The sequence below is a fragment of the Chromobacterium rhizoryzae genome (assembly GCF_020544465.1).
In the GTDB taxonomy this organism is placed as follows: Bacteria; Pseudomonadota; Gammaproteobacteria; order Burkholderiales; family Chromobacteriaceae; genus Chromobacterium.
This window is the reverse complement of record NZ_CP066126.1, coordinates 2,226,374-2,252,862: the sequence shown is the minus strand read 5'-3', so window position 1 is coordinate 2,252,862 and position 26,489 is coordinate 2,226,374. Positions and strand designations below refer to the sequence as shown.

Annotated in this window: 21 protein-coding genes and 1 riboswitch; of the genes, 6 read left to right on the top strand and 15 right to left on the bottom strand. The window is 64.6% G+C overall.

What is annotated here, in order from left to right; genetic code table 11:
- Positions 1-42: 42 nt before the first annotated feature.
- Positions 43-2,874: a valine--tRNA ligase gene (locus JC616_RS10205; RefSeq protein ID WP_227108063.1), complete on the bottom strand. Its 2,832-nt coding sequence runs from the start codon at positions 2,872-2,874 to the stop codon at positions 43-45.
- 117 nt (positions 2,875-2,991) lie between these two features.
- Between JC616_RS10205 and JC616_RS10200 the strand changes: the two genes are divergently transcribed.
- The 3 genes from JC616_RS10200 to JC616_RS10190 all read left to right on the top strand — a co-directional run bounded on the left by JC616_RS10200 (position 2,992) and on the right by JC616_RS10190 (position 8,258).
- A complete protein-coding gene (locus JC616_RS10200) occupies positions 2,992-4,218 on the top strand; it encodes a diguanylate cyclase (protein WP_107801778.1) in 1,227 nt (408 codons plus the stop codon).
- A 179-nt stretch (positions 4,219-4,397) separates the two neighbouring features.
- Positions 4,398-6,284 (top strand): amidohydrolase, encoded by a 1,887-nt coding sequence (locus JC616_RS10195; RefSeq protein WP_227108061.1) that lies wholly within the window; start codon positions 4,398-4,400, stop codon positions 6,282-6,284.
- Positions 6,285-6,422: 138 nt separating this feature from the next.
- Positions 6,423-8,258, top strand: a complete 1,836-nt coding sequence (locus JC616_RS10190) for an amidohydrolase (protein ID WP_227108059.1) — start codon at positions 6,423-6,425, stop codon at positions 8,256-8,258.
- Positions 8,259-8,354: 96 nt separating this feature from the next.
- Here JC616_RS10190 and JC616_RS10185 read toward each other — a convergent pair whose 3' ends face one another.
- From JC616_RS10185 to JC616_RS10175, 3 genes are all read right to left on the bottom strand, one after another.
- Positions 8,355-8,687, bottom strand: a complete 333-nt coding sequence (locus JC616_RS10185; RefSeq protein ID WP_081544619.1) for a DMT family transporter — start codon at positions 8,685-8,687, stop codon at positions 8,355-8,357.
- Positions 8,688-9,140 (bottom strand): multidrug/biocide efflux PACE transporter, encoded by a 453-nt coding sequence (locus JC616_RS10180; protein ID WP_227108057.1) that lies wholly within the window; start codon positions 9,138-9,140, stop codon positions 8,688-8,690.
- A gap of 242 nt (positions 9,141-9,382) precedes the next feature.
- On the bottom strand, positions 9,383-9,832 hold the full coding sequence (locus JC616_RS10175; RefSeq protein WP_107799343.1) for a multidrug/biocide efflux PACE transporter: 450 nt from the start codon (positions 9,830-9,832) through the stop codon (positions 9,383-9,385).
- Positions 9,833-9,968: 136 nt separating this feature from the next.
- On the opposite strand from JC616_RS10175, the gene JC616_RS10170 reads away from it, so the two are divergent.
- Positions 9,969-10,829 carry a LysR family transcriptional regulator gene (locus JC616_RS10170; protein WP_107799344.1) on the top strand — a complete coding sequence of 287 codons (861 nt, stop codon included), beginning with the start codon at positions 9,969-9,971 and terminating at the stop codon, positions 10,827-10,829.
- A 44-nt stretch (positions 10,830-10,873) separates the two neighbouring features.
- Here JC616_RS10170 and JC616_RS10165 read toward each other — a convergent pair whose 3' ends face one another.
- From JC616_RS10165 to speA, 3 genes are all read right to left on the bottom strand, one after another.
- Entirely contained in the window at positions 10,874-11,308 is a 435-nt protein-coding gene (locus tag JC616_RS10165; RefSeq protein ID WP_107799345.1) for a hypothetical protein, read from the bottom strand.
- Between the two features lie 219 nt (positions 11,309-11,527).
- Complete coding sequence (locus JC616_RS10160; RefSeq protein WP_107799346.1) at positions 11,528-11,983, bottom strand: RICIN domain-containing protein; 456 nt, start codon at positions 11,981-11,983, stop codon at positions 11,528-11,530.
- Between the two features lie 263 nt (positions 11,984-12,246).
- Positions 12,247-14,127, bottom strand: coding sequence for an arginine decarboxylase (gene speA, locus JC616_RS10155; RefSeq protein WP_107799347.1), 1,881 nt, complete (start codon positions 14,125-14,127; stop codon positions 12,247-12,249).
- A 655-nt stretch (positions 14,128-14,782) separates the two neighbouring features.
- On the opposite strand from speA, the gene astE reads away from it, so the two are divergent.
- Complete coding sequence (astE, locus tag JC616_RS10150) at positions 14,783-15,781, top strand: succinylglutamate desuccinylase (RefSeq protein WP_227108055.1); 999 nt, start codon at positions 14,783-14,785, stop codon at positions 15,779-15,781.
- A gap of 118 nt (positions 15,782-15,899) precedes the next feature.
- On the opposite strand, the gene bla is transcribed toward astE, so the two are convergent.
- The gene (bla, locus tag JC616_RS10145) at positions 15,900-16,787 is read right to left on the bottom strand and encodes a class A beta-lactamase (RefSeq protein WP_107799349.1); all 888 of its coding nucleotides are present in this window, start codon (positions 16,785-16,787) and stop codon (positions 15,900-15,902) included.
- Positions 16,788-17,003: 216 nt separating this feature from the next.
- Between bla and JC616_RS10140 the strand changes: the two genes are divergently transcribed.
- Entirely contained in the window at positions 17,004-17,327 is a 324-nt protein-coding gene (locus tag JC616_RS10140) for a DUF3761 domain-containing protein (protein WP_227108053.1), read from the top strand.
- 199 nt (positions 17,328-17,526) lie between these two features.
- On the opposite strand, the gene JC616_RS10135 is transcribed toward JC616_RS10140, so the two are convergent.
- The 7 genes from JC616_RS10135 to JC616_RS10105 form a co-directional block, all read right to left on the bottom strand.
- On the bottom strand, positions 17,527-18,507 hold the full coding sequence (locus JC616_RS10135; RefSeq protein WP_227108051.1) for a sodium:calcium antiporter: 981 nt from the start codon (positions 18,505-18,507) through the stop codon (positions 17,527-17,529).
- A 56-nt stretch (positions 18,508-18,563) separates the two neighbouring features.
- A riboswitch (yybP-ykoY riboswitch) is annotated at positions 18,564-18,708 on the bottom strand.
- A gap of 110 nt (positions 18,709-18,818) precedes the next feature.
- The gene (locus JC616_RS10130; RefSeq protein WP_227108049.1) at positions 18,819-20,984 is read right to left on the bottom strand and encodes a penicillin acylase family protein; all 2,166 of its coding nucleotides are present in this window, start codon (positions 20,982-20,984) and stop codon (positions 18,819-18,821) included.
- 402 nt (positions 20,985-21,386) lie between these two features.
- A complete protein-coding gene (locus JC616_RS10125; protein ID WP_107799353.1) occupies positions 21,387-22,496 on the bottom strand; it encodes an ABC transporter permease in 1,110 nt (369 codons plus the stop codon).
- On the bottom strand, positions 22,489-23,436 hold the full coding sequence (locus JC616_RS10120) for an ABC transporter ATP-binding protein (RefSeq protein WP_107799354.1): 948 nt from the start codon (positions 23,434-23,436) through the stop codon (positions 22,489-22,491). The genes JC616_RS10125 and JC616_RS10120 overlap by 8 nt, the downstream gene beginning before the upstream one ends.
- A gap of 94 nt (positions 23,437-23,530) precedes the next feature.
- Positions 23,531-24,310 (bottom strand): amidohydrolase, encoded by a 780-nt coding sequence (locus JC616_RS10115; RefSeq protein WP_227108047.1) that lies wholly within the window; start codon positions 24,308-24,310, stop codon positions 23,531-23,533.
- Entirely contained in the window at positions 24,292-24,924 is a 633-nt protein-coding gene (locus tag JC616_RS10110; protein WP_107799356.1) for a hypothetical protein, read from the bottom strand. The genes JC616_RS10115 and JC616_RS10110 overlap by 19 nt, the downstream gene beginning before the upstream one ends.
- 211 nt (positions 24,925-25,135) lie before the next feature.
- Positions 25,136-26,392 carry a thioester reductase domain-containing protein gene (locus tag JC616_RS10105; protein WP_107799357.1) on the bottom strand — a complete coding sequence of 419 codons (1,257 nt, stop codon included), beginning with the start codon at positions 26,390-26,392 and terminating at the stop codon, positions 25,136-25,138.
- Positions 26,393-26,489: the final 97 nt, after the last annotated feature.

Here is a 26,489-nt window from a genome sequence, read left to right as displayed (position 1 = left end):
CGCCTCACGGCGGGTTTCTTCACTTCCAGATCAGGCTTAAGTTCAAGCCAACTTCGCCAACTGCACCTTGATCTTGTCCAGCTTGTCGTTCAACTCGGCCAACTGCGCCTTGTCGCGCTCCACCAGATGGGCCGGGGCTTTGTCGACATAGCCCGGCTTTTCCAGCTTGGCGGTGAGCTTGGCCAGTTCGGCTTCCGCCTTGCCCTGCTCTTTGCTCAGGCGCGCGGTTTCCGCCGCCTTGTCCACTTCCACTTTCAGCATCAGGCGGGCGTCGCCGGAGATGGCCACCGGGGCGTCGTCTTCCGGCAGCGCGGCCACGATGGAACCCTCGGTCAGCCGCGCCAGCAGCTTGAGGTAGGGCACGAAGTCCGCCACCGTGGCGTCGCCGGTTTCGATGAACAGCGGCGCTTTGACGGCCGGGCCGATGCCCATTTCGCCGCGCAGATTGCGCACCGCGTTGACCATGTCCTTGAACGCGTCCATGCGGCTGTTGGCGGCGGCGTTGATCTTGCCGGCGTCCGCCACCGGCCACGGGGCCAGCATGATGGACGGGGTGGTCTTGGCGTTGGCCAGCGGGGCCACGGTCTGCCACAGCTCTTCGGTGATGAAGGGCATCAGCGGGTGGGTCAGGCGCAGCGCCACTTCCAGCACGCGGACGATGGTGCGGCGGGTGGCGCGCTGCTGGGCTTCGTTGCCGGTTTGCAGCTGCACCTTGGCCAGTTCCACGTACCAGTCGCAGTACTCGTTCCAGATGAATTCGTAGATGGTCTGGGCGGCGATGTCGAAGCGGTAGGTTTCCAGCGCGTTGGTGACGTCGATCTCGGCCTGTTGCAGGCGGCCGATGATCCACTGGTCAACAAAGGAGAACTCCAGCGGCAGGCTTTCGTCCTGCCCGCAGTCCTTGCCTTCCACGTTCATCATCACGAAGCGGGTGGCGTTCCACAGCTTGTTGCAGAAGTTGCGGTAGCCTTCGGCGCGTTTGAAGTCGAAGTTGACGCTGCGGCCCAGGGTGGCGTAGCTGGCCATGGTGAAGCGCAGCGCGTCCGTGCCGTAAGCCGGGATGCCTTCCGGGAACAGTTTTTCCGTGGCCTTGGCGATGGCCGGGGCTTTTTCCGGGCGGCGCAGGCCGGTGGTGCGCTTGGCCACCAGCGGTTCCAGCGCGATGCCGTCGATCAGGTCTACCGGGTCGATGACGTTGCCCTCGGACTTGGACATCTTCTTGCCTTCGTGGTCGCGCACCATGCCGTGGATGTACACGTCGCGGAACGGAACCTTGCCGGTGAAGTGCTTGGTCATCATGATCATCCGGGCCACCCAGAAGAAGATGATTTCGTAGCCGGTTACCAGCACGTTGGAGGTGAGGAAGGCGCGCAGTTCGGGGGTGTCTTGCGGCCAGCCCAGGGTGGAGAACGGCACCAGGGCGGAGCTGAACCAGGTGTCCAGCACGTCTTGTTCGCGGCGCAGGGTCTTGCCCGGCGCTTGCGCCTGGGCGTCGGCCTCGCTGCGGGCCACGTAGATATTGCCGTCTTCGTCGTACCAGGCCGGGATTTGGTGGCCCCACCACAGTTGGCGGCTGATGCACCAGTCCTGGATGTTCTTCATCCACTGGTTGTAGGTGTTGACCCAGTTTTCCGGGATGAAGCGCACTTCGCCGCTTTCCACGGCTTCAATCGCCTTGGCGGCGATGGACTGGCCGGTGGGATCCGGATTGCCGTCTTTGTCCAGCGCCACTTTGTCCATGGCGACGAACCATTGGTCGGTCAGCAGCGGTTCGATCACGGTGCCGGTGCGGTCGCCGCGCGGAACCATCAGTTTGTGCGGCTTGGTGTCCAGCAGATAGCCCTGGGCTTGCAGGTCCGCCAGCATGGCTTTGCGCGCGTCCTGGGTGCTGAGGCCGGCGTAGGCGGCCGGCAGTTCGATCACGCCCTGGGCGCTGCCGTCGAAGCCGAAGATTTGCGCCTTGGCCAGGATTTTGGCTTCCAGGCTCATCACGTTGATGAGCTGGGTGCTGTGGCGCTTGCCCACTTGGTAGTCGTTGAAGTCGTGCGCCGGGGTGATCTTGACAAAGCCGGTGCCGAACTCTTTGTCCACGTATTCGTCGGCGATCACCGGGATCTGGCGGCCGGTGAGCGGCAGTTCCAGCTGCTTGCCCAGCAGGTGCTGATAGCGCTCGTCGTCCGGGGCGATGGCCACGGCCACGTCGCCCAGCAGGGTTTCCGGACGGGTGGTGGCGACGGTGACGAACTCGTCGCTACCCACCACCGGGTATTTGATGTGCCACATGTGGCCGTCTTCTTCCTCGGAAACCACTTCGAGGTCGGAGATGGCGGTGCCCAGCTTGGAGTCCCAGTTGGACAGGCGCTTGCCGCGGTAGATCAGGCCTTGTTCGAACAGGCGGACGAAGACTTCGGTCACCACTTCGGCGCGGGTGTCGTCCATGGTGAAGTATTCGCGGTCCCAGTCCACGGAGCAGCCGACGCGGCGCATCTGGCTGGTGATGGTGCCGCCGGACTGCTCTTTCCATTCCCACACTTTGGAGGTGAAGGCGTCGCGGCCCAGGTCGTGGCGGTTGACGCCCTGCTCGGCCAGTTGGCGCTCCACCACGATCTGGGTGGCGATGCCGGCGTGGTCGGTGCCGGGCACCCACAAGGTGTTGTCGCCCTTCATCCGGTAATACCGGGTCAGACCGTCCATAATAGTCTGATTGAAGGCGTGGCCCATGTGCAGGGTGCCGGTCACATTGGGTGGCGGCAGCTGGATGGCGAAGGACGGTTTGGCGGTGTCCATGCTGGGCTTGAAGTAGCCGGCCTGTTCCCACTGATCGTACCAGCGACGTTCGATGTCGCCGGGTTCAAAGCTTTTGGCAAGTTCCATGGTGATGAATCGTAGTTCTTCTAGAATGGAAAAAATGGGTCGATTATACCCGGTTTTGGAGTGTTCTCCGAGAGCCGGCGCGGGCGGATCAGGCGGTAGGCAAGGGATATGCGGACGATGAGCGAAGAAACGCGCGTTTTGGTGATTGAAGACAGTATGGTGTTGATCCGCCCCTTGTGCCGCATGGTGGAGGAAATCGGCCTTACGCCGGTGCCGGTGTGTTCGCTGCTGGAGGTGCGCGAAGCGCTGACGTCCGGCCAGCATTTCCTCGCCGCGGTGGCGGATTACAATTTGCCGGATTCGCCCGGCGGCGAGCATTTGCCCTTGCTGTTTCAAGAGGCCATCCCCACCATCGTGCTGACTTCGCGTACCGACGGCGAGGTACGCGACCGCATCTTGCAGCTGCCGGTGGTGGATTACGTCAGCAAGGAAAGCCCGGCGGCCTTTGATTACGTGATGCGGATGCTGACCCGCATCCGCAAGAATCCGGGCATCAAGGTGCTGGTGGTGGACGATTCCGCGTCCTACCGCCAGTTTCTGCGCGAAAACCTGGAGCGCCACCGCTATCAGGTGCTGGAGGCGGAGGACGCCAAGCAGGCGCTGGAGATTTTGCACCGCGACAAGCACATCAAGCTGGTGCTGAGCGACAACGACATGCCGGGCATGGACGGGGTGCGCATGACCAGCACGATACGCCGCTTCCTGGATCACGACCGCCTGGCCATCATCGGCATTTCCGGCAACCAGGACCCCACCATGACCACGCGCTTCATCAAGGCCGGGGCGGACGACTTTCTGCAAAAGCCGTTTAACTTTGAGGAGTTCTTCTGCCGCGTCACCCGCAATGTGGAGTTTGTAGAGAACCTGGAATCCCTGAAAGAAACCGCGGACCGCGACCCGCTGACCAATTTGTCCAACCGCCGGCATTTTTTTGAGCAGGTGATGCAGCTGAAGAACGGCTACGGGGTGGCGGTGCTGGACATCGATCACTTCAAGCGGGTGAACGATCAATACGGCCACGATGTGGGCGATCAGGTGATCTGCAACACCGCGCGGCTGATGGAGCAGTTTTTCCCGGACGGCATCGTGGCGCGCTTTGGCGGCGAGGAGTTCGTGATTCTCAGCCCCAGCCCCATCGAGCTGGACATGGTGTGCCGGCTGGAGAGCCTGCGCCTGGCGATAGAGGGCTGTATTCTGACCACCGCCAAGGGCGGGCTGCGCTACACGGTGAGCATAGGCGTGGCGGCGTCCGACATGCCCGAGGTCAGCCGGCTGCTGAAGCTGGCGGACGAGCGGCTGTATCACGCCAAGCAGCACGGCCGCAACCAGGTGTGCGGCGGCTGAGAGCCGGTTCACAATCCGCTGTGCGCCGCGAGGCCGGGCGCGGCGGCCCGCCCCCGCCCGAATGGCCAGTTCGGCGTTTTTTTGCGCCGGGACGCCGCCTATAATGACATCGCTTTTTCCGTTCCTCGCGCGCGGCCCCGCGCTTCTCCCGGAGCCGGCGTTTCAACCGGACATCCGCCATGAGTCATCATCACCCGCACGGTCCAGGCTGCGCCTGCTGCACTCTTCCCTTGTTGGCTCAGTTGCACGATGAGCTGTTTGAGCGGCCGGACTGGCAGGACGAGGCCAAACGGCTGATCCGCCAGCAGGAAAAACGGTTGTTGCCGCCCTCGCCGCCGCAGACGCTGATCATTTACGGCGGGCCCATCCATACCCTGGCCAGCAGCGGGAGGCAGACGGTGGACGCCGTCGGCATCGCCAAGGGCCGCATCGTGGCGACGGGTTCGCGCGAGGAGGTGCGGCAGGCCATGGCCGCCGCCGGCCATAAGAAACCGGAGGAGATGTCGCTGGAAGGCGGCACCCTGCTGCCCGGCTTCGTCGATCCCCACATGCATATCCTGCCCAGCGCCTTGTTCTCATCCTGGCAATACGTGGGCGCGTTCTCCGGCCAGACGCTGAAGCCGGATTACAACATCGCCGGGGTGGTGGACACGGTGCGCGCGGCGCTGGCCGACCCCAAGAAACAGCAAAAGGCCAAGGACGGCGCGGCCTGGGTGCTGGGTTTCGGCCTGGATCCCTCGCTGATGCGGGAGTGGACCGAGCCGGATCTGGACTGGTTCGCCCAGTTTGGCGATCAGACCCCCATTTTCCTGATGAACGCTTCCGGCCATATCGGCTACGCCAACGCGCCGGCGCTGGCCAAGGCCGGCATCAGCCAGGAGTGCAAGGGCGTGCTGGTGGAGGAACAGGTGCTGCAGATGATGCCGGCGCTGCCCTCCCCGTCCCCGACCACGCTGCTCGCCAGCATCAGCCAGGTGCTGCACGGCGCGGCCAAGATGGGCAACACCACGCTGTTCGACGCCGGCCTGGGTTCCGGCAAGGGGGTGTTCGAGGTCTTGCTACTGGACCTGGTGGCCCAGACCGCGCTGAACCCGGTGCGCATCGCCGCCGCGCTGTTTTCCAACGAGACGCGGCAGATGGACGAGTGGACGCGGCTGTTCCGCCCGGACCTGGACGGCATGGAGGACAAGCGCTTCAGCATCAAGGCGCTGAAACTGGTGTCGGACGGGTCCAACCAGGGGCTGACCGGCTATCAGACCGAGGCCTATAAATGCTATCCGCAGCACCAGGTGCCCAATGTGCCGGCCACCGGCCTGTTCAATTTCCGCCCGCCCAGCGCCTTTACCCCGCATTTGCGGCAGGCGGTGGAGCACGGCTGGCCGGCCATGGTGCACGCCAACGGCGACCGCGCCATCGACGAGGTGCTGCAGGCTTATGAGCACGCGCTCAATCACCCGTCCGCGCCGCTGCGCCCGGATTGCGCCGGCGCGCGGCTGCGCCATCGCATCGAACACGCTTCGCTATTGACCGACGAGCACATTTCCCAGATGGCGCAGCTGCAGTTGTCGCCCAGTTTTTTGATCGGCCACGTCGGCTATTGGGGCCACGCCTTCCAGCAGACCATTCTGGGCGAGGCGCGCGCCAAGCTGCTGGACCGCTGTCTGTCCGCCAAGCGCGCCGGCCTGCGCATCAGCCTGCATTCGGATCACTTCGTCACCCCGCTGGGCGGCTTGCGCATGATGGAGCAGGCGATTTTCCGGGTGATGGAGGCGGCGCCGGAACAGGCCGGCGGCAAGCCGGCGCTGAACCCGGCGGAACGGCTGGACCGGCTCAGCGCCTTGCGCGCGGTGACGCTGGACGCCGCCTGGCAATGCCATATGGACCACGTCGTGGGTTCGCTTGAGCCGGGCAAGCTGGCGGATCTGGTGGTGCTGGAGCAGGACCCGCTGGACCCGGCGGTGAGCAATCTGCGCGATATCGCGGTGCTGCAGACCTGGCGCTCCGGCGCGCCGGTGTATCTGAACGCCAAGCTGGGTTGCGCGACGGAATCGGCGCCGCCCGTCTGAGGCGCGCGGCGGCGCAAGGGCCCGGCGCGGGCCGGGCCTTGCTCAGCTTTTGTCAGCCTGGCGCCCTTGCCATCGGCATACAATTCGCCCTGTGCGCGGCGCCGCCGCGCCGTCCCGACGCCATGCACAGGAGCGCCCATGTCCCTTCCCCATCAACCCGGCTGCGCGTGCTGCACGCTGCCCCGGCTGTCCACCCAGCTGGACGCCTTGCAACATCACAACTGGACCGAAAGCCTGTCCGGCCTGATCCGCGTCGCCGCCGAGCGCGCCAAGCTGGCGCTGCATCAGGACGCGGCCATTTTCCACGGCGGCCCCATCTACACGCTGCAAGGCGGACAGCCCGGCCGGGTGGACGCGCTGGGCGTCGCCCACGGCAAGGTGGTGTCAGTGGGCAGCCTGCGGCAGGTGGAGGCCGATATGCAGGCCCAGCCGCGCGCGGAGCGGATCGATCTGCGCGGCAAGACCCTGCTGCCGGGCATGGTGGACCCGCATATGCACATCCTGCCCAGCGCGCTGTACCGTAACTGGGTCAATCTGAGCCCCTTCGAGGATCAGATCCTGCGCCCGGGCTACAATCTGGGCTGGATTGCCGAGAAGCTGCGCAACGAGCTGACCGCCCGGCACGGCCACGCGCGCGCCGACGCGCCGCAATGGCTGACCGGCTTTGGCGTGGACCCTTCGTTGATGACGGAATGGCAGGAGCCGGATCAGCCCTTTCTGGACCAGATCAGCACCGAGACGCCCATCTTCCTGATCAACGCCTCCGGCCACCTGGGTTACGCCAACTCCCCGGCGATGAAGCTGGCCGGGCTGGACCCCGACACCAAGGGGGTCACCACCGAGGCCGACGTCGGCAAGGTGCTGGCGGTGATTCCCGGCCTGGCCGCTCCGCACTTGCTGAGCAAGCTGCAGGAAATCCTGCACGAGGCCGCGTCCAGAGGCATGACCACGCTGTTCGACGCCGGCCTGGGCGCCGCCATGGGCCAGCTGGAAATCACGCTGCTGCGCGCCTTCGCCCAAAGCCCGCTGGCGCCGGTGCGCATCGGCGCGGCGCTGTACTCCAACCAGGACTGGCTGCAAGAGCAGTGGCTGCACACCTTCCAGCCCAATCACATTCCGCACGACGACGACCGCTTCAGCATCCGCGCGCTCAAGCTGATCGCCGACGGCTCCAATCAGGGCCTGACCGGCTACCAATCGCAAGACTATTGCTGCGCGGACCAGCACAGCGTGCCCAATGTCTCTCCGCGCGGCCTGTTCAACTTCGAGCCGCCCATCACCTTCGCCGCCCAGTTGCAGCGCGCGCTGAACGCCGGCTGGCCGGTGCTGGTGCACGCCAACGGCGATCAGGCGGTGGATTACGTGCTGGCCGCCTTCGAACTGGCGCTGTACGACGAAAACGCCAAGGACGGCGCGCCCAATCCCAAGCTGGCGCTGCGCTCGCGCATCGAACACGCCTCGCTGCTGAGCGACGCCAGCATCGCCACCATGGCGCGGCTGAAGCTGTCGCCCAGCTTCCTGATCGGCCACGTCGGTTACTGGGGCCACACCTTCAAGACCACCATCCTGGGCCGCGAACGCGCCCAGATGCTGGACCGCTGTCAGTCCGCGCTCAAGGCCGGCCTGCGCATCAGCCTGCATTCGGATCACTTCGTGTCGCCGCTGGGCACGCTGCGGATGATGGAACAGGCGGTGACGCGGGTGATGGAGGCGGACCCGGAGCGGCAGGCGCTGAATCCGGCGGAGTGTCTGGACCGGCTCTCCGCGCTGCGCGCGGTGACGCTGGACGCCGCCTGGCAGTGCCATATGGACCACATCGTCGGCTCGCTGGAACCGGGCAAACTGGCGGACCTGGCCATCCTGGAACAGGACCCGCTGGACCCGGCGGTGCCGGCCGGATCGCTGCGCGACATTCCGGTGCATCAAACCTGGCTGGCCGGCAAGCCGGTCTTCCACAATCCCAAGACGCACTGAGCGGCGCCATCACGCAAAATAAAACCGGCCGGGATTCCCGGCCGGTTTTTGCGTTCCGCCCTCTTCCGCCGCGCGGGCCGAGAGCGGGACTTCGACTCAATGCGCCACGGACTTGGACATCAGATTCATCACCAAGACCCCGGCCACGATCAGGCCCATGCCTATCATCGCCGGCGCGTCCAGCTTCTGGCCGTACATGACCCAGCCGACGATGGAGACCAGCACGATGCCGACGCCGGACCACAGCGCGTAAGCCACGCCCACCGGGATCTGACGCAGGGTCAGCGACAGCATGTAGAAGGCCAGCATATAGCCGGCGGCCGTCAGCAAGGATGGGCCGATCCGGGTAAAGCCGTCGGAGGCCTTCAGCGAGGAGGTGGCGATCACCTCGCTGACGATGGCGACGGCCAGGAACAACCAGGTTTTCATTCAAGACTCCAGTTCGGCGCAAGGCTTGCCGCCGCGCTCGCGCAGCTTGGCGCGCAGGGCGTCGTACAGCCAGTTGAATACATAAGTGTAAGGCAGGAAGAAGGCGAAGAAGCCCAAATCCAGCAAGAAAGCCTGCCAGTAGCTGACGTTCAGCCACCAGGCCGCCAAGGGCACCAGCATGAACACCAGGCCGCCCTCGAACATCAGCGCGTGCAAGCAGCGCACGCCCACGGTGCGGCTCCAGCCCATCGCCGCTTCCAGGCGGTCGAACAGCATATTGAACACCACGTTCCACAACATGGCCGCGGTGGACATCATGAAGGCCAGCGCGCCCATGTGCAGCAGGCTTTGTTCCATCACCAAGGAAGCCAAGGGCACCAGCAGGGCCATCGCGCACAGTTCGTACATCACGGCGTGGAAGCCTCGCTCCAGCCAGGATTTTTGTTTGTTCATACTATTTCACAATCATGACCGTTTAAAGAATCCGTTCACGATCCGCTGCGCCGCGGCGGGATTGTTGGACAGAGGCTTGAAGACCGCTTCGAAACGCGCATGAAGCGCTCGCGCATTCCGCTGTCTCGGCCGCAAAGCCTTGTCTCGCCATGGTCCGCAAGATCGTGAACGTCAAGATAGTCGCTATTCTGATTGGTTTTTCGGATGGTTAAAAAATAATAACCATCGATAAAACCGATACATCAAGCCATGCCGGCGCGGGCGCGGCTCAGGCGGCGCAACAGGCTGGCGCGCAGTCCGTCGTACAGCCAGTTGAAAACAAAGGTATAGGGCAGGAAGAACAGGAAAAAGCCGATATCCAGCAAGAAGGCCTGCCAGTAACTGATCTCCAGCCACCAGGCCGCCAGCGGCACCAGCAGGATCACCAAGCCGCCCTCGAACAAGAGCGCGTGCGCCGCCCGCAACGCCGGGGTCCGCGTCCAGCCGCGCCGCCGTTCCACGCGTTCGAACAGCGCGTTGAAGACGATGTTCCACGACATCGCCGCCGTGGTCATCATCAGGGCCAGCGCGCCGATCTGCGCGGTGTCCTGATTCAATAGCCAGCTGGCCAAGAGCATCAACAACATCACGGCGCACAGTTCGTAAGCCACGGCGTAGAAGGCGCGCTCCAGCCAGGATTTCTTTACTTGCATCGATTCTCCTTGATCCGCCGCGGCGCTTGGAAGCGGTGTGCGACCTGCTGCGCCGCGGCTTGATTGGCAAGACAATGACGCGATTTTTATTGGTTTTTCGGATAGGATAAAGATGGGTTAAATCGGAGAAACCGATATGAGCATGTCGCTAGACGCGCTGGCGGCGTTTGCCAACGCCGCCGAACTGGGCTCGTTTTCCGCCGCTGCGCGGCGGCTGGGCAAGAGCCAGTCCACCATCAGCGAGGCCATCGCCAATCTGGAAATCGATCTGGCGGTGCAGTTGTTCGACCGCGGCAGCCGCCAGCCGGCGCTGACCCAGGCCGGCCGTCATCTGCTGGGCTACGCGCGGCAGATGCTGGCCATAGGCGATGAATTGAACCAGCAGGCGCAGTTGCTGACCGCCGGACTGGAGCCGCGGCTGACCCTGGTCTTGTCCGACACCTACCAGTCATCCCGCTTTCAGGAGGTGACCCGGCAGTTGGAACGGCACTTCGAGGCCTTGGAGCTGGAATGCCTGGTGGGCGAACAGGACGACGTGCTGGACTTGATCCAGACCGGACGCGCGCACCTGGGCTGCATGGCGGCGCTGGAGCAGTACCCGGCCGATATCGGCCACGCCACGCTGGGCGAGGTCAGCGAAGTGGCTTTGTACGTGGCGCGCAGCCATCCGCTGGCGGCGCTGGAGCAGGTGGACCGGCAGGCGCTGAGCGGCCACCGGGAGTTGCGGCTGAACACTTACACCGAAAGCAAGCCGGACACGCTGAGCCGGCGCTGCTGGTTTGCGCCCAGCTATCTGATGCTGCTGGAAATGGCGATCCTGGGCGCCGGCTGGGCCGAGTTGCCGCGCTGGCTGGCGGATTCCTTCGGCGCCGGCCGGCTGAGCGAACTGCATGCGCCGGGCTGGCCCAAGGCGCGCCACATCGATCTGGTGTGGTCGCGGCGGCGGCCGCTGGGCCTGGCCGCCGTCTGGGTGCGCGAGCAGTTGCTGCGCTCCTGACAAGGCCGCCGCGCGTGACGCCAGGCGCGGCGGACGCCGAGGACTCAGCCGCCGGGCGCGGTCATCGGCCGCAGAATCCACATCGGCGGCCGGCCGGGATGCAGCTTGCGCAGCCGCAAGGCCGGCGGGAAGATTTTTTCCATGCCGAAGCCGAAGGCCAGGGTGCGATCGGCCTGGCTGACGATGTTGCCGGGCTGGGAGAACACATCCCAGCGCTGGCTGGGCAGCGCGGGCTCCGGCAGCAGATCCAGTTGCAAGGGCGAGCCGTCGGCCACTTCATTGGCGGCGATCACCAATTGATTGCCGCTGGTGGCCAGCGCGAACAGCCCGCGGTCGAAGTCGATATTGAACAAGGCGGCGAAATTGTTCTGGAACGGCTGCAGGCTGAGCCGGGAGCCCTTGATCGAATCCTCGGCCACAATGGCGTAATCCGGGAAATAGGCCGAGGTGATGAAATACGAAGTGCTGCTGAAACCCATCGTTTGCTCCTTGCATGAACCCAAAAAGCGGCGGCGAGCCTTAGAACCTGTTTACGATCTGCTGCGCGTTGGCGAGACGGCGTTGAAAACCCCTTCGAAATGCTCATGTACCAACCGTACATTCCGCTTTCTCAGCCGTTTTCGCCTTGTTTCGCCCTTGCTCGCAAGACCTTGAACAGACTCTTTGCGCCCGCCGCCGCGATCTTTGCCCTTCGCTGATTAAGCGGTTTCCAGCACCAGTTCCGAGCGTTGCGCCGAGGTCAGCGGCTTGAGCGCCCATTGCTGAGCCGGCGAAGCGTTGAACTCGTACAGCCAGATCAGGCTGCCCACGCCGCCGCGGCTTTGGTTGTCTATCACCAGATTGTTGTTTTGACGGCTGGAGATATAGCCCGGACGGGAGAACAGGTCCCATTGCTGGCTGAGCGAAGACGGATTGTACGGACGCAGCACCAAGGGCTTGCCGCTGGACAGGTCGGAAATGTCGATCACCAGCTGGTTGCCGCTGGTGGCCAGCGCGAACACGCCGTTGGCGAAGTCGATGTTGAACAGCGACAGGAAGTTGCCTTGGATGGGCTGCAGGTACAGCTGGGAACCGCTCATCGAATCTTTGGCGGTAATGCCCAGCGCGGTGTTTTGGCTATAGGTGAGGAAGTAAGGAACGCTAGAGAAAGACATATGGCAACCCCCATGTTTATGCCAATCAATTATTGGCTTTCTCAAACTAGCAAGGTTTGCCCGTATTGCAAGCGCCGGCCCGAAACCGGCCGCGCCCGGCGTAAAATCCAGATAAAAATCCGATCAGAAACACGAACTTAGACGACGATAAGTGAAATTGCTTAAAGTCATCCGGCACAGAACGGTCTGTTCGACAACAGACGCGGCGCCAACAAAAACAGCCGGGCGTCAGCCCGGCTGTTTTGATCCGTCCCAGCAGTCGATCAGACCGACAAATAAGACGATTGCTTCAGGCCGCGGCAGAACTCGGCGAAGAACAGGCTGCGCTCTTCGCTGCTGAGGTCGGCGGCGCGCGACTTGGCTTCGTAGCGGTTGAGGATGTCTTCCGGCGACAGGTGCACGTAACGCAGCATGTCTTCTATGGTGTCGTGCTCTTCCACGCCGGAGAACTCCAGTTCGCCGCCGTCGCGCACATAGACGTTGACCGAGTCGGTGTCGCCGAACAGATTGTGCATATCGCCCAGGATTTCCTGGTAAGCGCCCACCAGGAAGACGGCGATCAGATACTCGTCGCCCTGCTTCACCTCGTGCACGGACAGGCTGGATTCTATGCTCTGCTGGTCCACGTACTGCTTGAGCTTGCCGTCGGAGTCGCAGGTCAGATCCTGCAGCACCGCGCGGCGGGTGGGCTGCTCGTTCAGACGGTGCAGCGGGGTGATCGGCAAAATCTGGTCGATGGCCCAGGTGTCCGGCAGGCTCTGGAACACCGAGAAATTGCAGAAGTACTTGTCGGCCAGACGGTCGGTCAGTTCGTCGTACACCTGGCGCTGCGAACGCTGGCTGGCTTGCAGCTGGCTGTGCAGGCGGCGGCACAAGGCGGCGTGCACGTCTTCGGCCAGCGCCTTTTCCTTCAGCGACAGCCGGCCGGCGGCGTACAGATCGGTGACTTCCGACACGTAGTGGCTGGCGCGGTAGTAGATTTCGGTGACCAGGTCGTCGTCGTTGAGCTGAACCAGTTCAAACAGCTTGCGCACCGGCTGCGACAAGGCGGCGATGTCGTCCACCTGCGGCACTTCGTCCGGCAGGCGCTCCACATCGGTCACGTTCATGATCAGCACGGCGTGGTGGGCGGTCATCGCGCGGCCGGATTCGGACAGGATGCGCGGATGCGGAATGCCGTTCTCGCCGCAGAACTCGGACAGCATGGACACGATCACGTGCGCGTACTCGTCCATATCGTAGTTGATGGAGCTGTCGTTGCGCGAATGGGTGCCGTCGTAATCCACGCCCAGGCCGCCGCCCACGTCCACGTGGTCGATGGGCAGGCCCAGCGCGCGCAGTTCCGCGAAGTAGCGGATGGCCTCGCCAAAGCCGCTGCGGTAATCGCCGATGTGGGCGATCTGCGACCCCATGTGGAAGTGCATCAGGCGCACGCAGTCGGCCAGGCCGGCGGCGGTGAGCTTGTCCGCGGCGGAGATCAGCTGGCCGGCGGACAGGCCGAACTTGCCCTTCTCGCCGCCGGTGTCCGCCCACTTGCTGGACGCCAGCGAGGACAGACGCACGCGCATGCCGATATTGGGACGGATGCCCAGCTTGCGGGATTCATCGATCACCAGCTCCACTTCGGACTCTTTCTCGATGACGATGAACACCTGGTGGCCCAGACGTTCGCCCATCAGGGCCAGGCGGATGTAGTCGCGGTCCTTGTAGCCGTTGCAGACGATGGTGCAGCCCTTGGGCGCCAGCGCCAGCACCGCCATCAGTTCCGGCTTGGAGCCGGCTTCCAGGCCGATGGACACGTCCGGCGTGGCGATGATGCTCTTCACCACCGCTTCTTGCTGGTTGACCTTGATCGGATAGATGGCGGTATAACGATTGCCGTAGCCTTGTTCGGCGATGGCCTTGTCGAAGGCCGCGCACAGACGCGTGACGCGGTCTTGCAGAATATCGGGAAAACGCACCAGCAACGGCAGGTCCAGGCCCTTGCCGGACAGTTCGCCCACCAGGCGATGCAGGTCGATTTCCTTGTTTTGGCGCACATTCGGACGCACGACGATATTGCCGTTGGCGCCCATGTCGAAGTACCCCGCTCCCCAATGCCGGATGCCGTACAACGCCCGGCTATCAGCCACAGACCAAGCCATGAGTTTTCCCCTCAAGAACTGACGGAAAGCCCTGAACCCCGCGCAATGATGGGTGGACAGGGATTTCCAAAGGACGCGCCCAGGCCGCCGCCGAAAAAGCGATGAGCCAGCCGCAGGAGCATCCTTATGATGGATAACCCCGCTCCTTAGTGCGCGGCTTTCGGGCTGAACAGCTTTTATGTGGGCCTGGGATGTCGGAGCGAAACAATTGAATTGTAGGTTTGCAAAGCTGCAAACGAGCGCGGATTGTAACAACATCACGCGGCTTGACAAGTAAAAAAATGTATAAAAATCCGCATGTCCAATTTAATCGACAAGCCCGCGCCGGGCGGCCCGGCAAGCCTTGCCGGGCAAGGCTTGAGCAAAAACAGCCCCCTATATTTTTCTCATGCCGGCAAGCGGCCGTTTCTCCGGCCGGGGACCTCGCGGTTCCGGCAATGGACTTGTCCAAAATATTCAACAAGGCCGCACCCCGGCCCCTTGCTCCGCCGCGCCAAAAAACCACAGCGCGGCCCGGCGCGCCAAGCCGCGCCGAACAAGGCTTTTAGCCCAAATACGGCATGTTTTTTCAAATCTGCGCCACGCGCCGCCACCTGCCGCGCCGGCTCTGGTTACAATGCCCCGGTCATCACTAGCCGCAAGCACGAGCCAGCCCATGCGCGAGCATCACCACGATTTTCTGTCCTGGACCATGAATCCCGCCTCCCCGGCCTCCGCCGAATGGCAGCTCCACTCCGGCGTGCGGGCGCGCTGGCTGGATTACGGCGTCGTCGAGCTGGAACCCCTCGCCGCCGCCGACGATTCCCTGCTGCTGTCCAGCGGCGTGCACGGCAATGAGACCGCGCCTATCGAGGTGCTCAACGCCATCCTGGCCGACATCGCCGGCGGCAGGCTGGCGCTGCGCTGCCGGCTGCTGGTGATCTTCGGCAATCTGGACGCGATGCGGCTGGGCAAGCGTTACCTGGATTACGATATGAACCGGCTGTTCAACGGCGCGCACGCGCGCCAGCCGGAAGCGCGCGAAGCGGCGCGCGCGGCGCGTTTGGAACAGGCGGCGGCGGACTTTTTCGCCTCCGCCCGCGGCCGGCGCTGGCATTACGATCTGCACACCGCGATCCGCGGCTCGGTGTTCGAGAAGTTCGCCATCTACCCCTATCTGCACGAACGCCCGCACAGCCGCGCGCAACTGGCCTGGCTGAAGAGCTGCCAGGTGGAAACCGTGCTGCTGCACAGCCAGCCGGCCAATACCTTCAGCTACTTCACCAGCCGCCACTGCCAGGCGGACGCTTTCACGCTGGAGCTGGGCAAGGCGCGGCCGTTTGGCCAGAACGACCTGTCCCGCTTCGCCGGCATCGACCAGGCGCTGCGCCGGCTGCTGGCGGAGCCGGAGCAAGAACTGCCCGGCTACCGCGACGGCGACCTGCCGCTGTTCCAGGCCAAGTACGACATCGTCAAACACAGCGAAGCCTTCCGCCTGCACCTGGCCGACGACGTGGAAAACTTCACCGCGTTGCCGGACGGCTTCCTGATCGCCGAGGACGGCGAACACCGCTATGTGGCCGTCGGCGGCGATGAGCGCATCCTGTTCCCCAATCCCACGGTCAAGCCCGGACTGCGCGCCGGCATCGTGGTGGCGCCGGCGCGGCTGCCTTAAACGCGATTCAAGGTTCCGCGCGGACGCCCAGCGCTCAAGGGAGCCGCGCGCGACAACGCCGCGGCCATGGCCGCGGCGTCGTTCATTCCGGCAGGACCTGCCCGCCCCGCGCGGCGTTTCAAGCGAACTCGGCGGCCGCCACCCTCGCCACCGCGGCGATCACCGCGTTGCGCTCGTCCATCATCGCCGTCGAGCCCCAGTAATAGACCGACAGCAACAACGGCGACTTGCCCGGCCGCCAGGCCACGGCCACGTTGTTGGCCGCGCCGTGTCCGCCGCTGCCGGTTTTGTCGCCCACCCGCCACTCCGCCGGCAAGCCGGCGCGGATGCGCAGATTGCCGGTGGTGTTGCCCAGCAGCCAGTCGTTCAGCAAACCGCGCTGCCGCTCCGGCAATAGCGGGGAAAACAGCAGCGCGCGCAGATTGGCCGTCATCGCCGCCGGCGTGGTGGTGTCGCGCGGATCGTCCGGCTCGGCGCGGTTCAGTTCCGGCTCGACGCGGTCAAGCCGGCTCAGGCCGTCGCCCAACGAACGGGCGAAGCGGGTCACCTCCTGCGGCCCGCCCAACTGCTCCAGCAGCAGATTGGCGGCGGTGTTGTCGCCGAAGCGCATCGCCGCGTCGCACAAGTCTTTCACCGACATGCCCTGCTCCACGTATTGTTCGGCGATGGGCGAATAGTCGATCAATTGCTCGCGCCGGTAGCCGACATGGCGGTAGAGCAGATCCGGCTGCGTCGCGCTGCGTTGCAATAAGGCGCCCACCAGCAGCAGCGTGAACGTGCTGCACATCGGGAAGCGCTCATCCGCCCGGTAAGCCAGCGTCCGCCCGCTGTCCGCCTCTTGCGCGAACACGCCGATGCGGCCGCCGGCATTGCGTTCCAGCTCCGCCAATTGACGCGCGGCCGGGGCTTCGCCCGGCACCCGCAACGGCGGGCGCGCGCAACCCCAGATCAACGGCGTGGCGGCCAAGGCCGCCAGCAAGACGCGCCGCTGCGCAAAATCATCCATAGATCAATCCCCAGATTCGGTATGACGGCGCGGCCCGTCGCAACGGCCGGCCATCGCGGTTTAGTTCCCCCGATGCGCATTGCCGCTATCCGCCGCAATGACAATGAACTAAAGTGCGATACATATTCTTTTGCGCCTGAACCCAGAAAATAGATGCGTCAAAACATCACGAACAGGTTCAAGCACTTTTAATGACACATTAAACAATCGAATGACATGAAAAAGCCTGCACAGTTCCGTATCCCCGCTTTGCGGCGCATCGCCGGCCTGCTCGGCCTCAGCCTGGCCCTGCTGGCCGCGCCGCTTGAAGCCAAAACGCCGCACACGCATCGGCACGCCAGCGCGCCGGCGCAAGAGCAGTTGCTGGAACACGGCAGCTACACCAACTCCGACGGCGTGGAGGTCCACAGCCCGGCCCATACCCGCTCCGGCAAAGCGCCGGCCGGCGCCAGCGCGCGCTGCCGCGACGGCAGCTATAGCTTCAGCCAGCACCGGCGCGGCACGTGTTCGCATCACGGCGGCGTGGCGGCCTGGCTCTGAGAACCTGTTTACGATCTGCTGCGCGTCGACGATACGGCGTTGAAAACATCTTCGAAATGCTCATGTACCACGCGTACATTCCGCTTTCTCAGCCATTTTCGCCTTGTCTCGCCTTAGCTCGCGAGATCGTAAACACGTTCTGAGAACCCGTTCATAGTCTGCGACGCTTCAGCGATACGGCATTGAACGGGCTCTTGCCTCACACCAGACAGCCGGCAAACAGCAGGTACACCGCGCCCGCGCCCAAGAGCCAGCGGCCGTCCACGCTGCCGCGGCGGAACAACAGCCACAAGCCGACGATCGCAGCCATCGTGGCCAGGCCGGACCACAGCAGGACGCCGTCGAACATCCACGGGGTGAAGAACAGGCCGAAGGCGCTGGGAATCGTCGCCTGTATCATCATCGCGCCGGAGATATTGGCCAAAGCCAGACGCTCCTTGCCCTGGCGCAGCCAGATCAGCGCGTTCATGATTTCCGGCAATTCCGTGGCCACCGGGCTCAGCAGCAAGGCCACCAGATGCGGCGCCATGCCCCAGTGTCCGGCCAGCGCTTCCAGCTGCGCGACGAAACCGTGCGCCGCCGCCGCGATCACCGCCAAGGCCAGCAGGGCCTGCGTCGCCGCCCAGCCCAGGCCGCCGCCGGCGCGCAGTTTCAAGGCGTCCAGTTCTTCCTCTTCCGGCGCGGTGTCCGCGCTGCGGATCTCGCGCCAGACATAGGCGGCGTAAGCGGCCAGGAACAGCACGCCCAGCCAGGGCTTGATGGCGAAGGCCAGCAGGCCCAACGCCACCTTGAACGCGAAAATCAGCAAAAACGCCAATTGGTCGCCGGCCAGCCGGCGGTGATCGACGCGCAGCAGGTAGTCGCCGCGCCCCAGCCGGCTGCGGTTGCGCCACAGCGCGAAGCCCACCACCGCGTACGCCAGCGTAGCCAGCACCAGCGGCCCGCCCAGGGCGGCGCCGACGCCGATGTCCTTATGTTGCGGCGTGCCGCCGAAGGCCATCGCGGTCAAGGTGACGGCGCTTTCCGGCAAGGCGGTGCCGAAAGCGGCGAGCACGGTGCCGACGGCGCTGGCGCCCAGGTTCAGATGGCGTCCGCACCATTCGATGGCGTTGACGAAGTATTGACAGGAAAGATAGATCAGGACGGCGAGGCCGAGCAGAAACGACAGGGTCAACAGCATGGATAGTCTTGGGCCGGGCAAGCGGATGGACAATGGCGCAACGACGCGGCTTGCCCGGCGGCAAACGCATCGTGGCCAAAGGTCTCGCTTGGCGGCGCCGGCAATGCCGGCCGCTGACCGCGCCATGAGGAAAGCTCCTCAAGTTTGTTGACGCGGCCTCTTCGGCGGGGCCGAAGATGGCTACTCCCCAATGACAACGGCGCCATTGTGCCAGCCTGGGCGCAATGGCGCAAACCTAGGCGTCCGTCATGCGACGCCCACAGCGGATGGCGGCGAAGGGCCGCGACGTCGCCGCCGCGGCCGCCTCGGCGCTAGCGGCGGAACCACTCGCGCTTGGACAGCGCCGCCTCCACCTGCTCGCGATTGAGCAAGGCATCGCGCATGGCGTTCCGCGCCGCCAGCTCCATCTGGTCGCCGTAGTAAGGCGATTGCGGCTGGCTGCTGTTGCCGTAGGTGTTGATCACCTTGGCGCGCAGCGGCCGGCCGAACTCCACCAGGGCGGTGAAGGTGTCGCCGAAGATGGCGCGCTGGCGGCCGTCGCTGTCGCCGATATAACTGAAGGTGCGGAAAGCCCCCAAACCCTCGGCGCCGCCGCTGGCCGGCTGGTCCAAGCGCGCCGCGCCGCCGGCGGGGCCGCGCCGCAGCCGGTAGACTTCGCCGAAGGCGATGTCCAGCGGCACGCCGGCCTGTTGCAAGCCCTGAGCGGCCGCGCCCAGCTTGCTGAGCGCGAAGCCGGCGTCGCGCAGGCCGGCGGGCGTGTCGTAGGGCTGCGCCGGATCCGCTTCCCGGCGGTAGCGCAAGGCCTCTTCGCCGCCGGAGGCCGCCACCCAGGCGGCGAACAGCACCGCGCCCTTGCTGGCGGCGTCGCTGCGCCGGTCCCATTGGGCCAGCACTTGCGCCGCGGCGATCAGGCCGGCGTCGCCGGAGGCGCGCGCATAGCCGATCAAATCGTCCAGCACCCGGTCCGCCAGCAGCAGCCGGGTGTCGTGCTTGGCGCTGAGCAGCGTGTCCAGGGTGAAGGCCGGCGTCTGTTCGATCAGCTCGATGCCGCGCTGTTCGCGCAGCAGCGGCGACGCCCGCGGCGACAGATAGCCGGCGTAGGCGGCCGGGTCCAGCGCCGGCTTGCTCATATACCAGGGCACGCTATTGGAGTTCTGCACCCAGCCGCTGGACGGATTGGCCACCTGCGGCAATTCGTCCAGGCGCAGCGCCTGACGCCAGATCAGATCGCTGCGGCTGCCGTCCACCGGCTGCGCCCAGAAGGCGGCGTCGCCGCCGGCGCGGCGCGGGGTCAGACCGCCGAAAGCCGCCCAGATATTGCGTTGGGCGTCGGCGTAGATGATGTTGTGGTAGGGATTGCGCAGCCGCGCCACGACGCTGCGGAAGGCCTTGAAGTCGGGCGCTTGCGCCATGTCCCACCATTGCTCCAGCACGCCGGGGGTCTGCAGCTGGTCCACGCCGACGATGCGCAGCGCGTAGCTCTGGCCGTCCTTGTCGAACACCGGGCCCTGCTCGGCGCGGCGCAGCGTCAGCTGCTCGGCTTGCAGGCTGCCGTCCGGCTGACGGATATACAGGGTTTCGCGCTTGGTTTCGAAGTCGCGCGCCACGCCGTCCAGCAGGTATTGCCGGCCGCTGAGCTTGAGTTGGTACAGGTCGCAGCCGTCCTGGGTGTTGACGGTGTGCACCCAGCCCAGCCGCTGGTTGAAGCCGATGCGCATCACCGGCAGGCCCACCAGGGTGGCGCCGTAGATATCGTATTCCGGGCTCTTGAATTGGGCTTCGAACCAGGTGTGGCTGCCGCCCCACAGCAAATGCGGGTTGGCCAGCAGCATGGCGTTGCCGGAACGGCTCTTGGCCGGCCCCAGCGCCCAGCCGTTGGAGCCGCCGATCAGATTGATGGGGGTGGCCACCGCGTCCGGGTAGATCAGCGAGCAATTGGCCGCGCCAGTGGCGGTGGAGCCGCTCAGATAGCCGAAGAAGATGCGCAGGGTGTGGGCCAGCACGTCCTCGCTGCGCACCGGCAGCACCGCGCGCGCCGCCGGGCTCAGACCGCCGCTGGCGGCGGCCTGGTCGTTGACGCCGGCGACGAAGGCGTCCAGATAGGCGCGCATGCGCGGGCTTTGTTGTTGCAGCCATTGTTTGGAGCGTTCCGGGAAGCCCATCGCGCGCACTAGGCGGTCCACTTCCGCCATATTGCTGGGGAAGGGCTCGCCGACCTCGAACACCGCGCCGTAGTATTCCGCGCCGCGGCCGCGGCCCTGGGCGTACAGCCGCAGCAGCAGCTCCGGATGCGCCTGCATCTGGGCGCGGCCGAAGGCGTAGGCCAGGCTGTCGGCGCGCGCGGCGTAGATGTGCGGCACGCCGCTGCGGTCCCACAGCACCTGGCTGCCGCGCGGCTTGCCGTCTTCGTCCAGTTCGCAGGCCGTCAGCAAGGACAGCATGGCGATGCCCAATAGGGCGAGGATCAAGCGTTTCACTACCTTTCCTCCTTTTTGACAACTTAACAATGAGCTGTCGGCCAGCATGCTCAACAGCGATGCTCGGTTCTTCACACTCTTGAAACGACGGAACTGGCCAGCAAGAAAGGAAGCACGTATCCAACGCGCCCAAAGCCCCTTCAAGTCTGCCGCCGGGTGGCAGGCCCGAGGTTTTAGCTACACAGAAACTTCGCTTCGCTCGTTTTAAGCGGCTGCCTGTTCGAGCAGCGCGACGTTAGCGCGCCATCACTGAGCGAATCTTTGATTCGCTCAGTGATAGGGGAATTTGGCCGAGTGGTTCCCCTTCCTGCCTTATTCCCTCGCGACGCTACGCTTGCCTCGCTCGGTCAGGGCCGCCCCGGCAATCAAAACCATCATCCGCGCAGCGGATGCCTCATGCCCCTAATACCAGCGGAACACCCGCGCGCCGCTGACGAAGCCGGCAATGCCGATCAACGTGAGCACCACCGCCGAACGCGCGATTTCCAGCACTCCGGCCCCCTCGACGAAGATCATGCGCATGCCGTCCGCCAGGATGGTCAGCGGCAACACCTCGATCACCGCCACCATCCACTCCGGGAAGTGCTTGTAGCTGAAAAAGATGCCGGAGAAGATCACCAGGAACAGGATGGTCATTTCCAACAGGCCGTTGGCGGTCTGCGCCTTGGTGGCGCGCGAGGCGGCCAGGATGGCGATGCCGGCGAAGCAGACATTGCCGGCCAGCAGCAGCACGATGAAGGGCAGCGCCCCGCCCTGGGCGTGCACGTCGAAATAACTGCTGGCGAACAAATACAGCACCAGGGTTTCCAGCAGGCTGAACACCAGGCAGGCCAGCACGTGGGCCAGCAGGAAATCAGTCTTGCGCATCGGGGTGATGCGCATCTGCCGGGTAACGCGGGTGGCGCGTTTTTCGATCAGCGACCAGCCGACGGCGATCAGGCAGGTTTCCATCACCGCCATCGCCACCAGGCCGGGCACCAGGAAGTCGATGTAGCGCAGACCGGGGCTGTCCAGCACCGACATATTCTTGTCCACCGCCTGGCTCAGCGCGTCCGGGTCGTCGCCAAGGAAGAAGTAAGTCAGCAGCGCCTCGTTGTTCTGCGGGTCCAGGTAGTAGATGCGCTTGCCGCTGTCGGCGCTGGGCTCCATGAACACCTGCACGTCGCCGCGCTTGAGGCCGCGCAACACCGATTCGCGGTCCGGGTAGTACTGGAAGCGGTATTTCATCCGTATCAGGTGGTCGCGCTTGATCTCGTCGGCGTTGATGACGCTGGACAGCGGCTGGTTGCGGGCCTCCACCTTGCTGATCCAGGCCTTGACCGCGGCCTGCTCCTGCAAGCTGGGCGGCAGCACCACGCCTATGGTGCGCTCCTTGATTTCGCCGCCGGAGAAGGACACGCCCAGCAGCCACACCAGCAGCAGCGGGAAGCCGAAGGACCAGAACAGGATTTGAGGTTCGCGCAGGTATTGGCGGAATTGAGTGACGATCAGATTGAGCAAGGCGTTATTCATGGAAACCTCGGCCGGCCAGTGACAGGAATAAATCGTCCAGTGTTTTTTTGCGCACGATGATTTCGTCGATGTCGATTTGTTGTTCGCGGATGAATTCGGACAGGCGGAACAGGAAGGCCGAGCCGTTGCGCACCAGCAGCCTCGCCTTGGCGGACGCCTGGTCGTAGCTGTAGCTGATGATGTTGTCCTTGTGCTTGGGCTCGGCGCCGCCGGCGCCGCTCTTGACCCGGTATTCGACCACTTCGCCCGGCTCGTGCGCGGCCAGCAGTTCGTCCAGCGTGCCCTGGGTCAGAATCCGGCCCTGGTGCATGATGCAGATGCGGTCGCACAGGTATTCGGCTTCTTCCATGTAGTGGGTGGTCAGCAACATGGTGGAGCCCAGCTCCTTATTGAGCTTGCGCAGGATGTCCCAGGTGCCGCGCCGCACCTGCGGGTCCAGGCCGGTGGTGGGCTCGTCCAGGATCAGGATTTCCGGCTGGTTGAGGATGGAGATGGCCAGGGCCAGCCGCTGGCGCTGACCGCCGGACAGCCCTTCCACCATCACCTTGCGCTTGGGGGTCAGCTCCACCAGCTCCAATACCTCGTCGGCGCGGCTGCGCGGCCGGCGGTAGAAACTGGCGAACAGGTTGACGGTTTCGTCTACCCGCAGCTTGTTGATGAACAGCGATTCCTGCAGCACCCCGGCCAGGCGGTGGCGCAGATAGCTTTCGTCCTTCTGCCAGCTGCGCCCCAGGATGCGGATGGAGCCGGCCTCCGGCTGTTTCAGTCCCTCCAGCATTTCCACCAGCGTGGTCTTGCCGGCGCCGTTGGGCCCCAGCAGGGCGACGAATTCGCCGCGATAGATGTCCAGCGACACGTCGTTGACCGCGGTGTAGTCGTTGAAGCGCTTGGTCACCGACTGGAATTCGATGACTTTTTCTCTTGTTGTGGCTTGGTGCATTTCACTTTCCATAGAAGCCGAAGGAGAACCGAAGCAGCGGAAAACCCCGCGCAGCCGCAGGGCTTATCCGCCTCTTTTCATTGCCGCCGCGCGTTCAAACGAGTTGATAACGGTCCGCATCCTTCAGGAAAGGGAACTGGGCGCGCACATCGTCCAGCTGCGCGCGCGACAGCCTGGCCTGATACACGCTTTCCAGTTGGCGGCCGTGGTACAGGGTGTCGCCCAGCGGATCGATCAGCATGGAGTCGCCGCTGTAGCGGATGTCGTTGCCGTCCACGCCCACCCGGTTGACGCCGATGACGAAGGCCTGGTTTTCGATCGCCCGCGCCGGCAGCAGCGTCTGCCAGTGCTTGGCGCGGCGCTCCGGCCAGCTGGCGATGTAGAGCGCCAGGTCGTACTGGCTGTTGTTGTTGCGCGACCAGACCGGGAAGCGCAGGTCGTAGCAGACGAAGGCGGCCACCGACCAGCCATCCACCTTGACGATCAGCGGCGCGTCGCCGGCGGTGTAGTGCTCGTGCTCGCCGGCGAAGCTGAACAGATGCTTCTTGTCGTAGCTGAACAGGCTGCCGTCGGCCTTGGCCCACAGCAGGCGGTTGTAGTAGCGGCCCTGCTCTTCTATAGCCACGCTGCCCACCAGGTCGGCGCGCTTGGCGCGCGCGGTGTCGCGCAGCCATTGCACCGCCTTGCCGTCCATGGTTTCGGCGATCTTCTCCGGCCGCATGCTGAAGCCGGTGGTGAACATTTCCGGCAGCACGATCAACCGGCTGTCGTTCACCGCGCTCAGGTGGCGCTCCATCCGCTGCAGGTTCTGGTCCACCGATTCCCAGGCGATGTCGCTTTGCACCAGGGTGACGGCTAAGTCTTGATTTGGCATGGTTTGCTTTCCCAATGGGTCAATATCACTTCGTTGTGGTCGCCGCGCTCGCGGCTGCTCTGGCGCACCAGCACTTCGCCGCCGTCGTCGGACAGATACCAGCCGGTGCCGCTGATCTTGCGCCGCTTTGATTGATAGGCCACCACCCTCGCCTGCCGCGGCTGGCCCAGCAGGTCCAGGGTTTCGTCCGGCAGCCGCTGGTAGCGGACTTCGTCGATGTCGAAGTGCTCCAGATCCAGCACCCGCAAGGTGGCCTCGGCCTGGCCGCCGACGAGAAAGCGCTCGGCGGCGTCTTCGCTGCTGGCGTCGAAATCCCCCAGCTTGAAGCGGCGCACCTCCAGCTGGCCGTCGTGCAGGCGCAGGGTCAGCACGCCCTGACGCAGCCGGCCCTTGATCACGGTCTTGTCGCCGTCCTCGTCGGAGACGCCGGCGTAGCGGCACAGGCCGTCCGCGCCGAAATCCATGCTCTCGTCCGATTGCAGCGAGTAGTCGAACCACAGCCCGCTGCAGCGCAGGTCCATCCGGTTGCTGACCTGCAGCACCGGCATGTCGTCCAGCCAGCCGCGGCGGCGTTCGGTCCGCAGCCGGCCTATTGGTTCGCCGTTGCTCAGCACCTGGTAGTCCAGCAGCAGTTCCGCGACCGGTGGGGACCTCGAAAAACCTGCTGCGCCGTCCGATAGCTGCGTTGCTCCGTGCTCGCTCCCTCGCTGTACTCCTTGTACTATCTCGGTCGCTGCGCGCGGTGCGTCTTGCTCTCGAACCGCTCGCGACGGTTTTTCGAGCGCCCCCGGCGCTTCGATCAGCGCTTCCTCGTCGGCCAGCATCTCAGCGCACCGCCGCCGCGTCGCTCAGGTCGGCGTCGTACAAGCTCTCCATATAGCCGCCGGCCATGCTGGTGTGACGCTTGATTTCCGCCAGCGGGGTCTGCTCCGCCGGCGCGTTCAGGAAGCCCACCTTGCAGGCGTAGTCCAGATAGCGGCCGAACAAGGCCTGGTCCGAGTCCGGGCAGCGGATGTCGGTGTTGGCCAGCAGCTCCTGGATCTCGCTGGTGTCGTACTTGGCGTGCTCCTTGCAATCGCTGCCGTCGTAGAAGATGGCCATCAGATCGGTGAAGGTGGAGCGGTAGCCGGTGCCGCCGCGGTGCATGCGGCCTTCCTGCAGCGCTTCGAAGTAGTCCTTGGACGATACGTCGCGCAGGGTGTAGCCGTAGCCGCGCAGGCGGGCGACGATGCCGTCGTAGTTGATCGGACGCGGATTGGTCAGGTTGTAGGTGCGACGATTGCTGGACTGCAGATTCATCGCCGCGAACAGCGTGGCCTGGGCCACGTAGTCCACCGGGGAGATGTCGAAGGCTTCGTCCGAGGCGAAGGTCAGGCCGGTTTCCACCAGCGATTTGAGCATTTCGTAGTAAATGCCCTTGACCTTGGTCTGCTTCAGCGGGTAGCAGCCGGTCCGGCTGTCGCCCCAGATATTGCCCGGACGCACGATGACCCAATCCAGGCCGCGCTCGCCGGCCTCGTGCACCATGCGCTCGGCGGTGAATTTGGAGCGTTCGTAGTCCATGTTGACGAAGCCCTGGCCCACGTCCAGATCGGTTTCGCGCAGCACGAAGTCCGGCTGGTACAGCTTGTCGCCCACCATGCTGAAGCTGGAGGTGAACACCAGCGGGGCCTTGCCGGCCAAGCACAGTTCGATCAGGTTGGCGGTGCCGCCCACGTTGACCGGGGCGATCTTGTTGTAGGAGGCCACCAGGCTGACGTTGGCGGCGCAATGCAGCACCAGGTCCGCCAGATGGGCCAGATCGCGGTAGGCGCTGGCGTCCAGGCCCAGCATGGGCTGGCTGATGTCGCCCAGCACCGGGATGATGCGCCAGGCTTCGGTGGCCAGCTTGCGGCCTTCGTCGTAGCAATACAGCACGTCTTCGATGCGGGCGCGCGCGGCGTCCTTGTTCTCGGCCCGCACCACGCAATACACGTTGGCGTCGGTGGTGGCCAGTATTTCCTGCAGCAAACGGCCGCCCAGCACGCCGGTGGGGCCGGTCAGCACGATGTTCTTGACGCTGGTCTTGGCTCGGTAATCCATGACTTCACCTCTGAATTTGGTTTGGTTCCAGTCGGGGGCCGGCGCGGCCGGCCCCCTGTCACGCTATGCGGCAGAACCTGATCCAAGTCTCGCGAGC

Excerpts from the sequence above, each read along its gene's own strand:
- JC616_RS10115 (WP_227108047.1), bottom strand. The coding sequence starts at position 24,310 with ATGCCAAATCAAGACTTAGCCGTCACCCTGGTGCAAAGCGACATCGCC.
- JC616_RS10105 (WP_107799357.1), bottom strand. The coding sequence starts at position 26,392 with ATGGATTACCGAGCCAAGACCAGCGTCAAGAACATCGTGCTGACCGGC.
- JC616_RS10175 (WP_107799343.1), bottom strand. The coding sequence starts at position 9,832 with ATGCAAGTAAAGAAATCCTGGCTGGAGCGCGCCTTCTACGCCGTGGCT.
- JC616_RS10190 (WP_227108059.1), top strand. The coding sequence starts at position 6,423 with ATGTCCCTTCCCCATCAACCCGGCTGCGCGTGCTGCACGCTGCCCCGG.
- bla (WP_107799349.1), bottom strand. The coding sequence starts at position 16,787 with ATGGATGATTTTGCGCAGCGGCGCGTCTTGCTGGCGGCCTTGGCCGCC.
- JC616_RS10120 (WP_107799354.1), bottom strand. The coding sequence starts at position 23,436 with ATGCACCAAGCCACAACAAGAGAAAAAGTCATCGAATTCCAGTCGGTG.
- JC616_RS10205 (WP_227108063.1), bottom strand. The coding sequence starts at position 2,874 with ATGGAACTTGCCAAAAGCTTTGAACCCGGCGACATCGAACGTCGCTGG.
- JC616_RS10185 (WP_081544619.1), bottom strand. The coding sequence starts at position 8,687 with ATGAAAACCTGGTTGTTCCTGGCCGTCGCCATCGTCAGCGAGGTGATC.
- JC616_RS10165 (WP_107799345.1), bottom strand. The coding sequence starts at position 11,308 with ATGGGTTTCAGCAGCACTTCGTATTTCATCACCTCGGCCTATTTCCCG.
- JC616_RS10140 (WP_227108053.1), top strand. The coding sequence starts at position 17,004 with ATGAAAAAGCCTGCACAGTTCCGTATCCCCGCTTTGCGGCGCATCGCC.
- JC616_RS10135 (WP_227108051.1), bottom strand. The coding sequence starts at position 18,507 with ATGCTGTTGACCCTGTCGTTTCTGCTCGGCCTCGCCGTCCTGATCTAT.
- JC616_RS10200 (WP_107801778.1), top strand. The coding sequence starts at position 2,992 with ATGAGCGAAGAAACGCGCGTTTTGGTGATTGAAGACAGTATGGTGTTG.
- JC616_RS10180 (WP_227108057.1), bottom strand. The coding sequence starts at position 9,140 with ATGAACAAACAAAAATCCTGGCTGGAGCGAGGCTTCCACGCCGTGATG.
- JC616_RS10170 (WP_107799344.1), top strand. The coding sequence starts at position 9,969 with ATGAGCATGTCGCTAGACGCGCTGGCGGCGTTTGCCAACGCCGCCGAA.
- speA (WP_107799347.1), bottom strand. The coding sequence starts at position 14,127 with ATGGCTTGGTCTGTGGCTGATAGCCGGGCGTTGTACGGCATCCGGCAT.
- JC616_RS10195 (WP_227108061.1), top strand. The coding sequence starts at position 4,398 with ATGAGTCATCATCACCCGCACGGTCCAGGCTGCGCCTGCTGCACTCTT.
- astE (WP_227108055.1), top strand. The coding sequence starts at position 14,783 with ATGCGCGAGCATCACCACGATTTTCTGTCCTGGACCATGAATCCCGCC.
- JC616_RS10125 (WP_107799353.1), bottom strand. The coding sequence starts at position 22,496 with ATGAATAACGCCTTGCTCAATCTGATCGTCACTCAATTCCGCCAATAC.
- JC616_RS10160 (WP_107799346.1), bottom strand. The coding sequence starts at position 11,983 with ATGTCTTTCTCTAGCGTTCCTTACTTCCTCACCTATAGCCAAAACACC.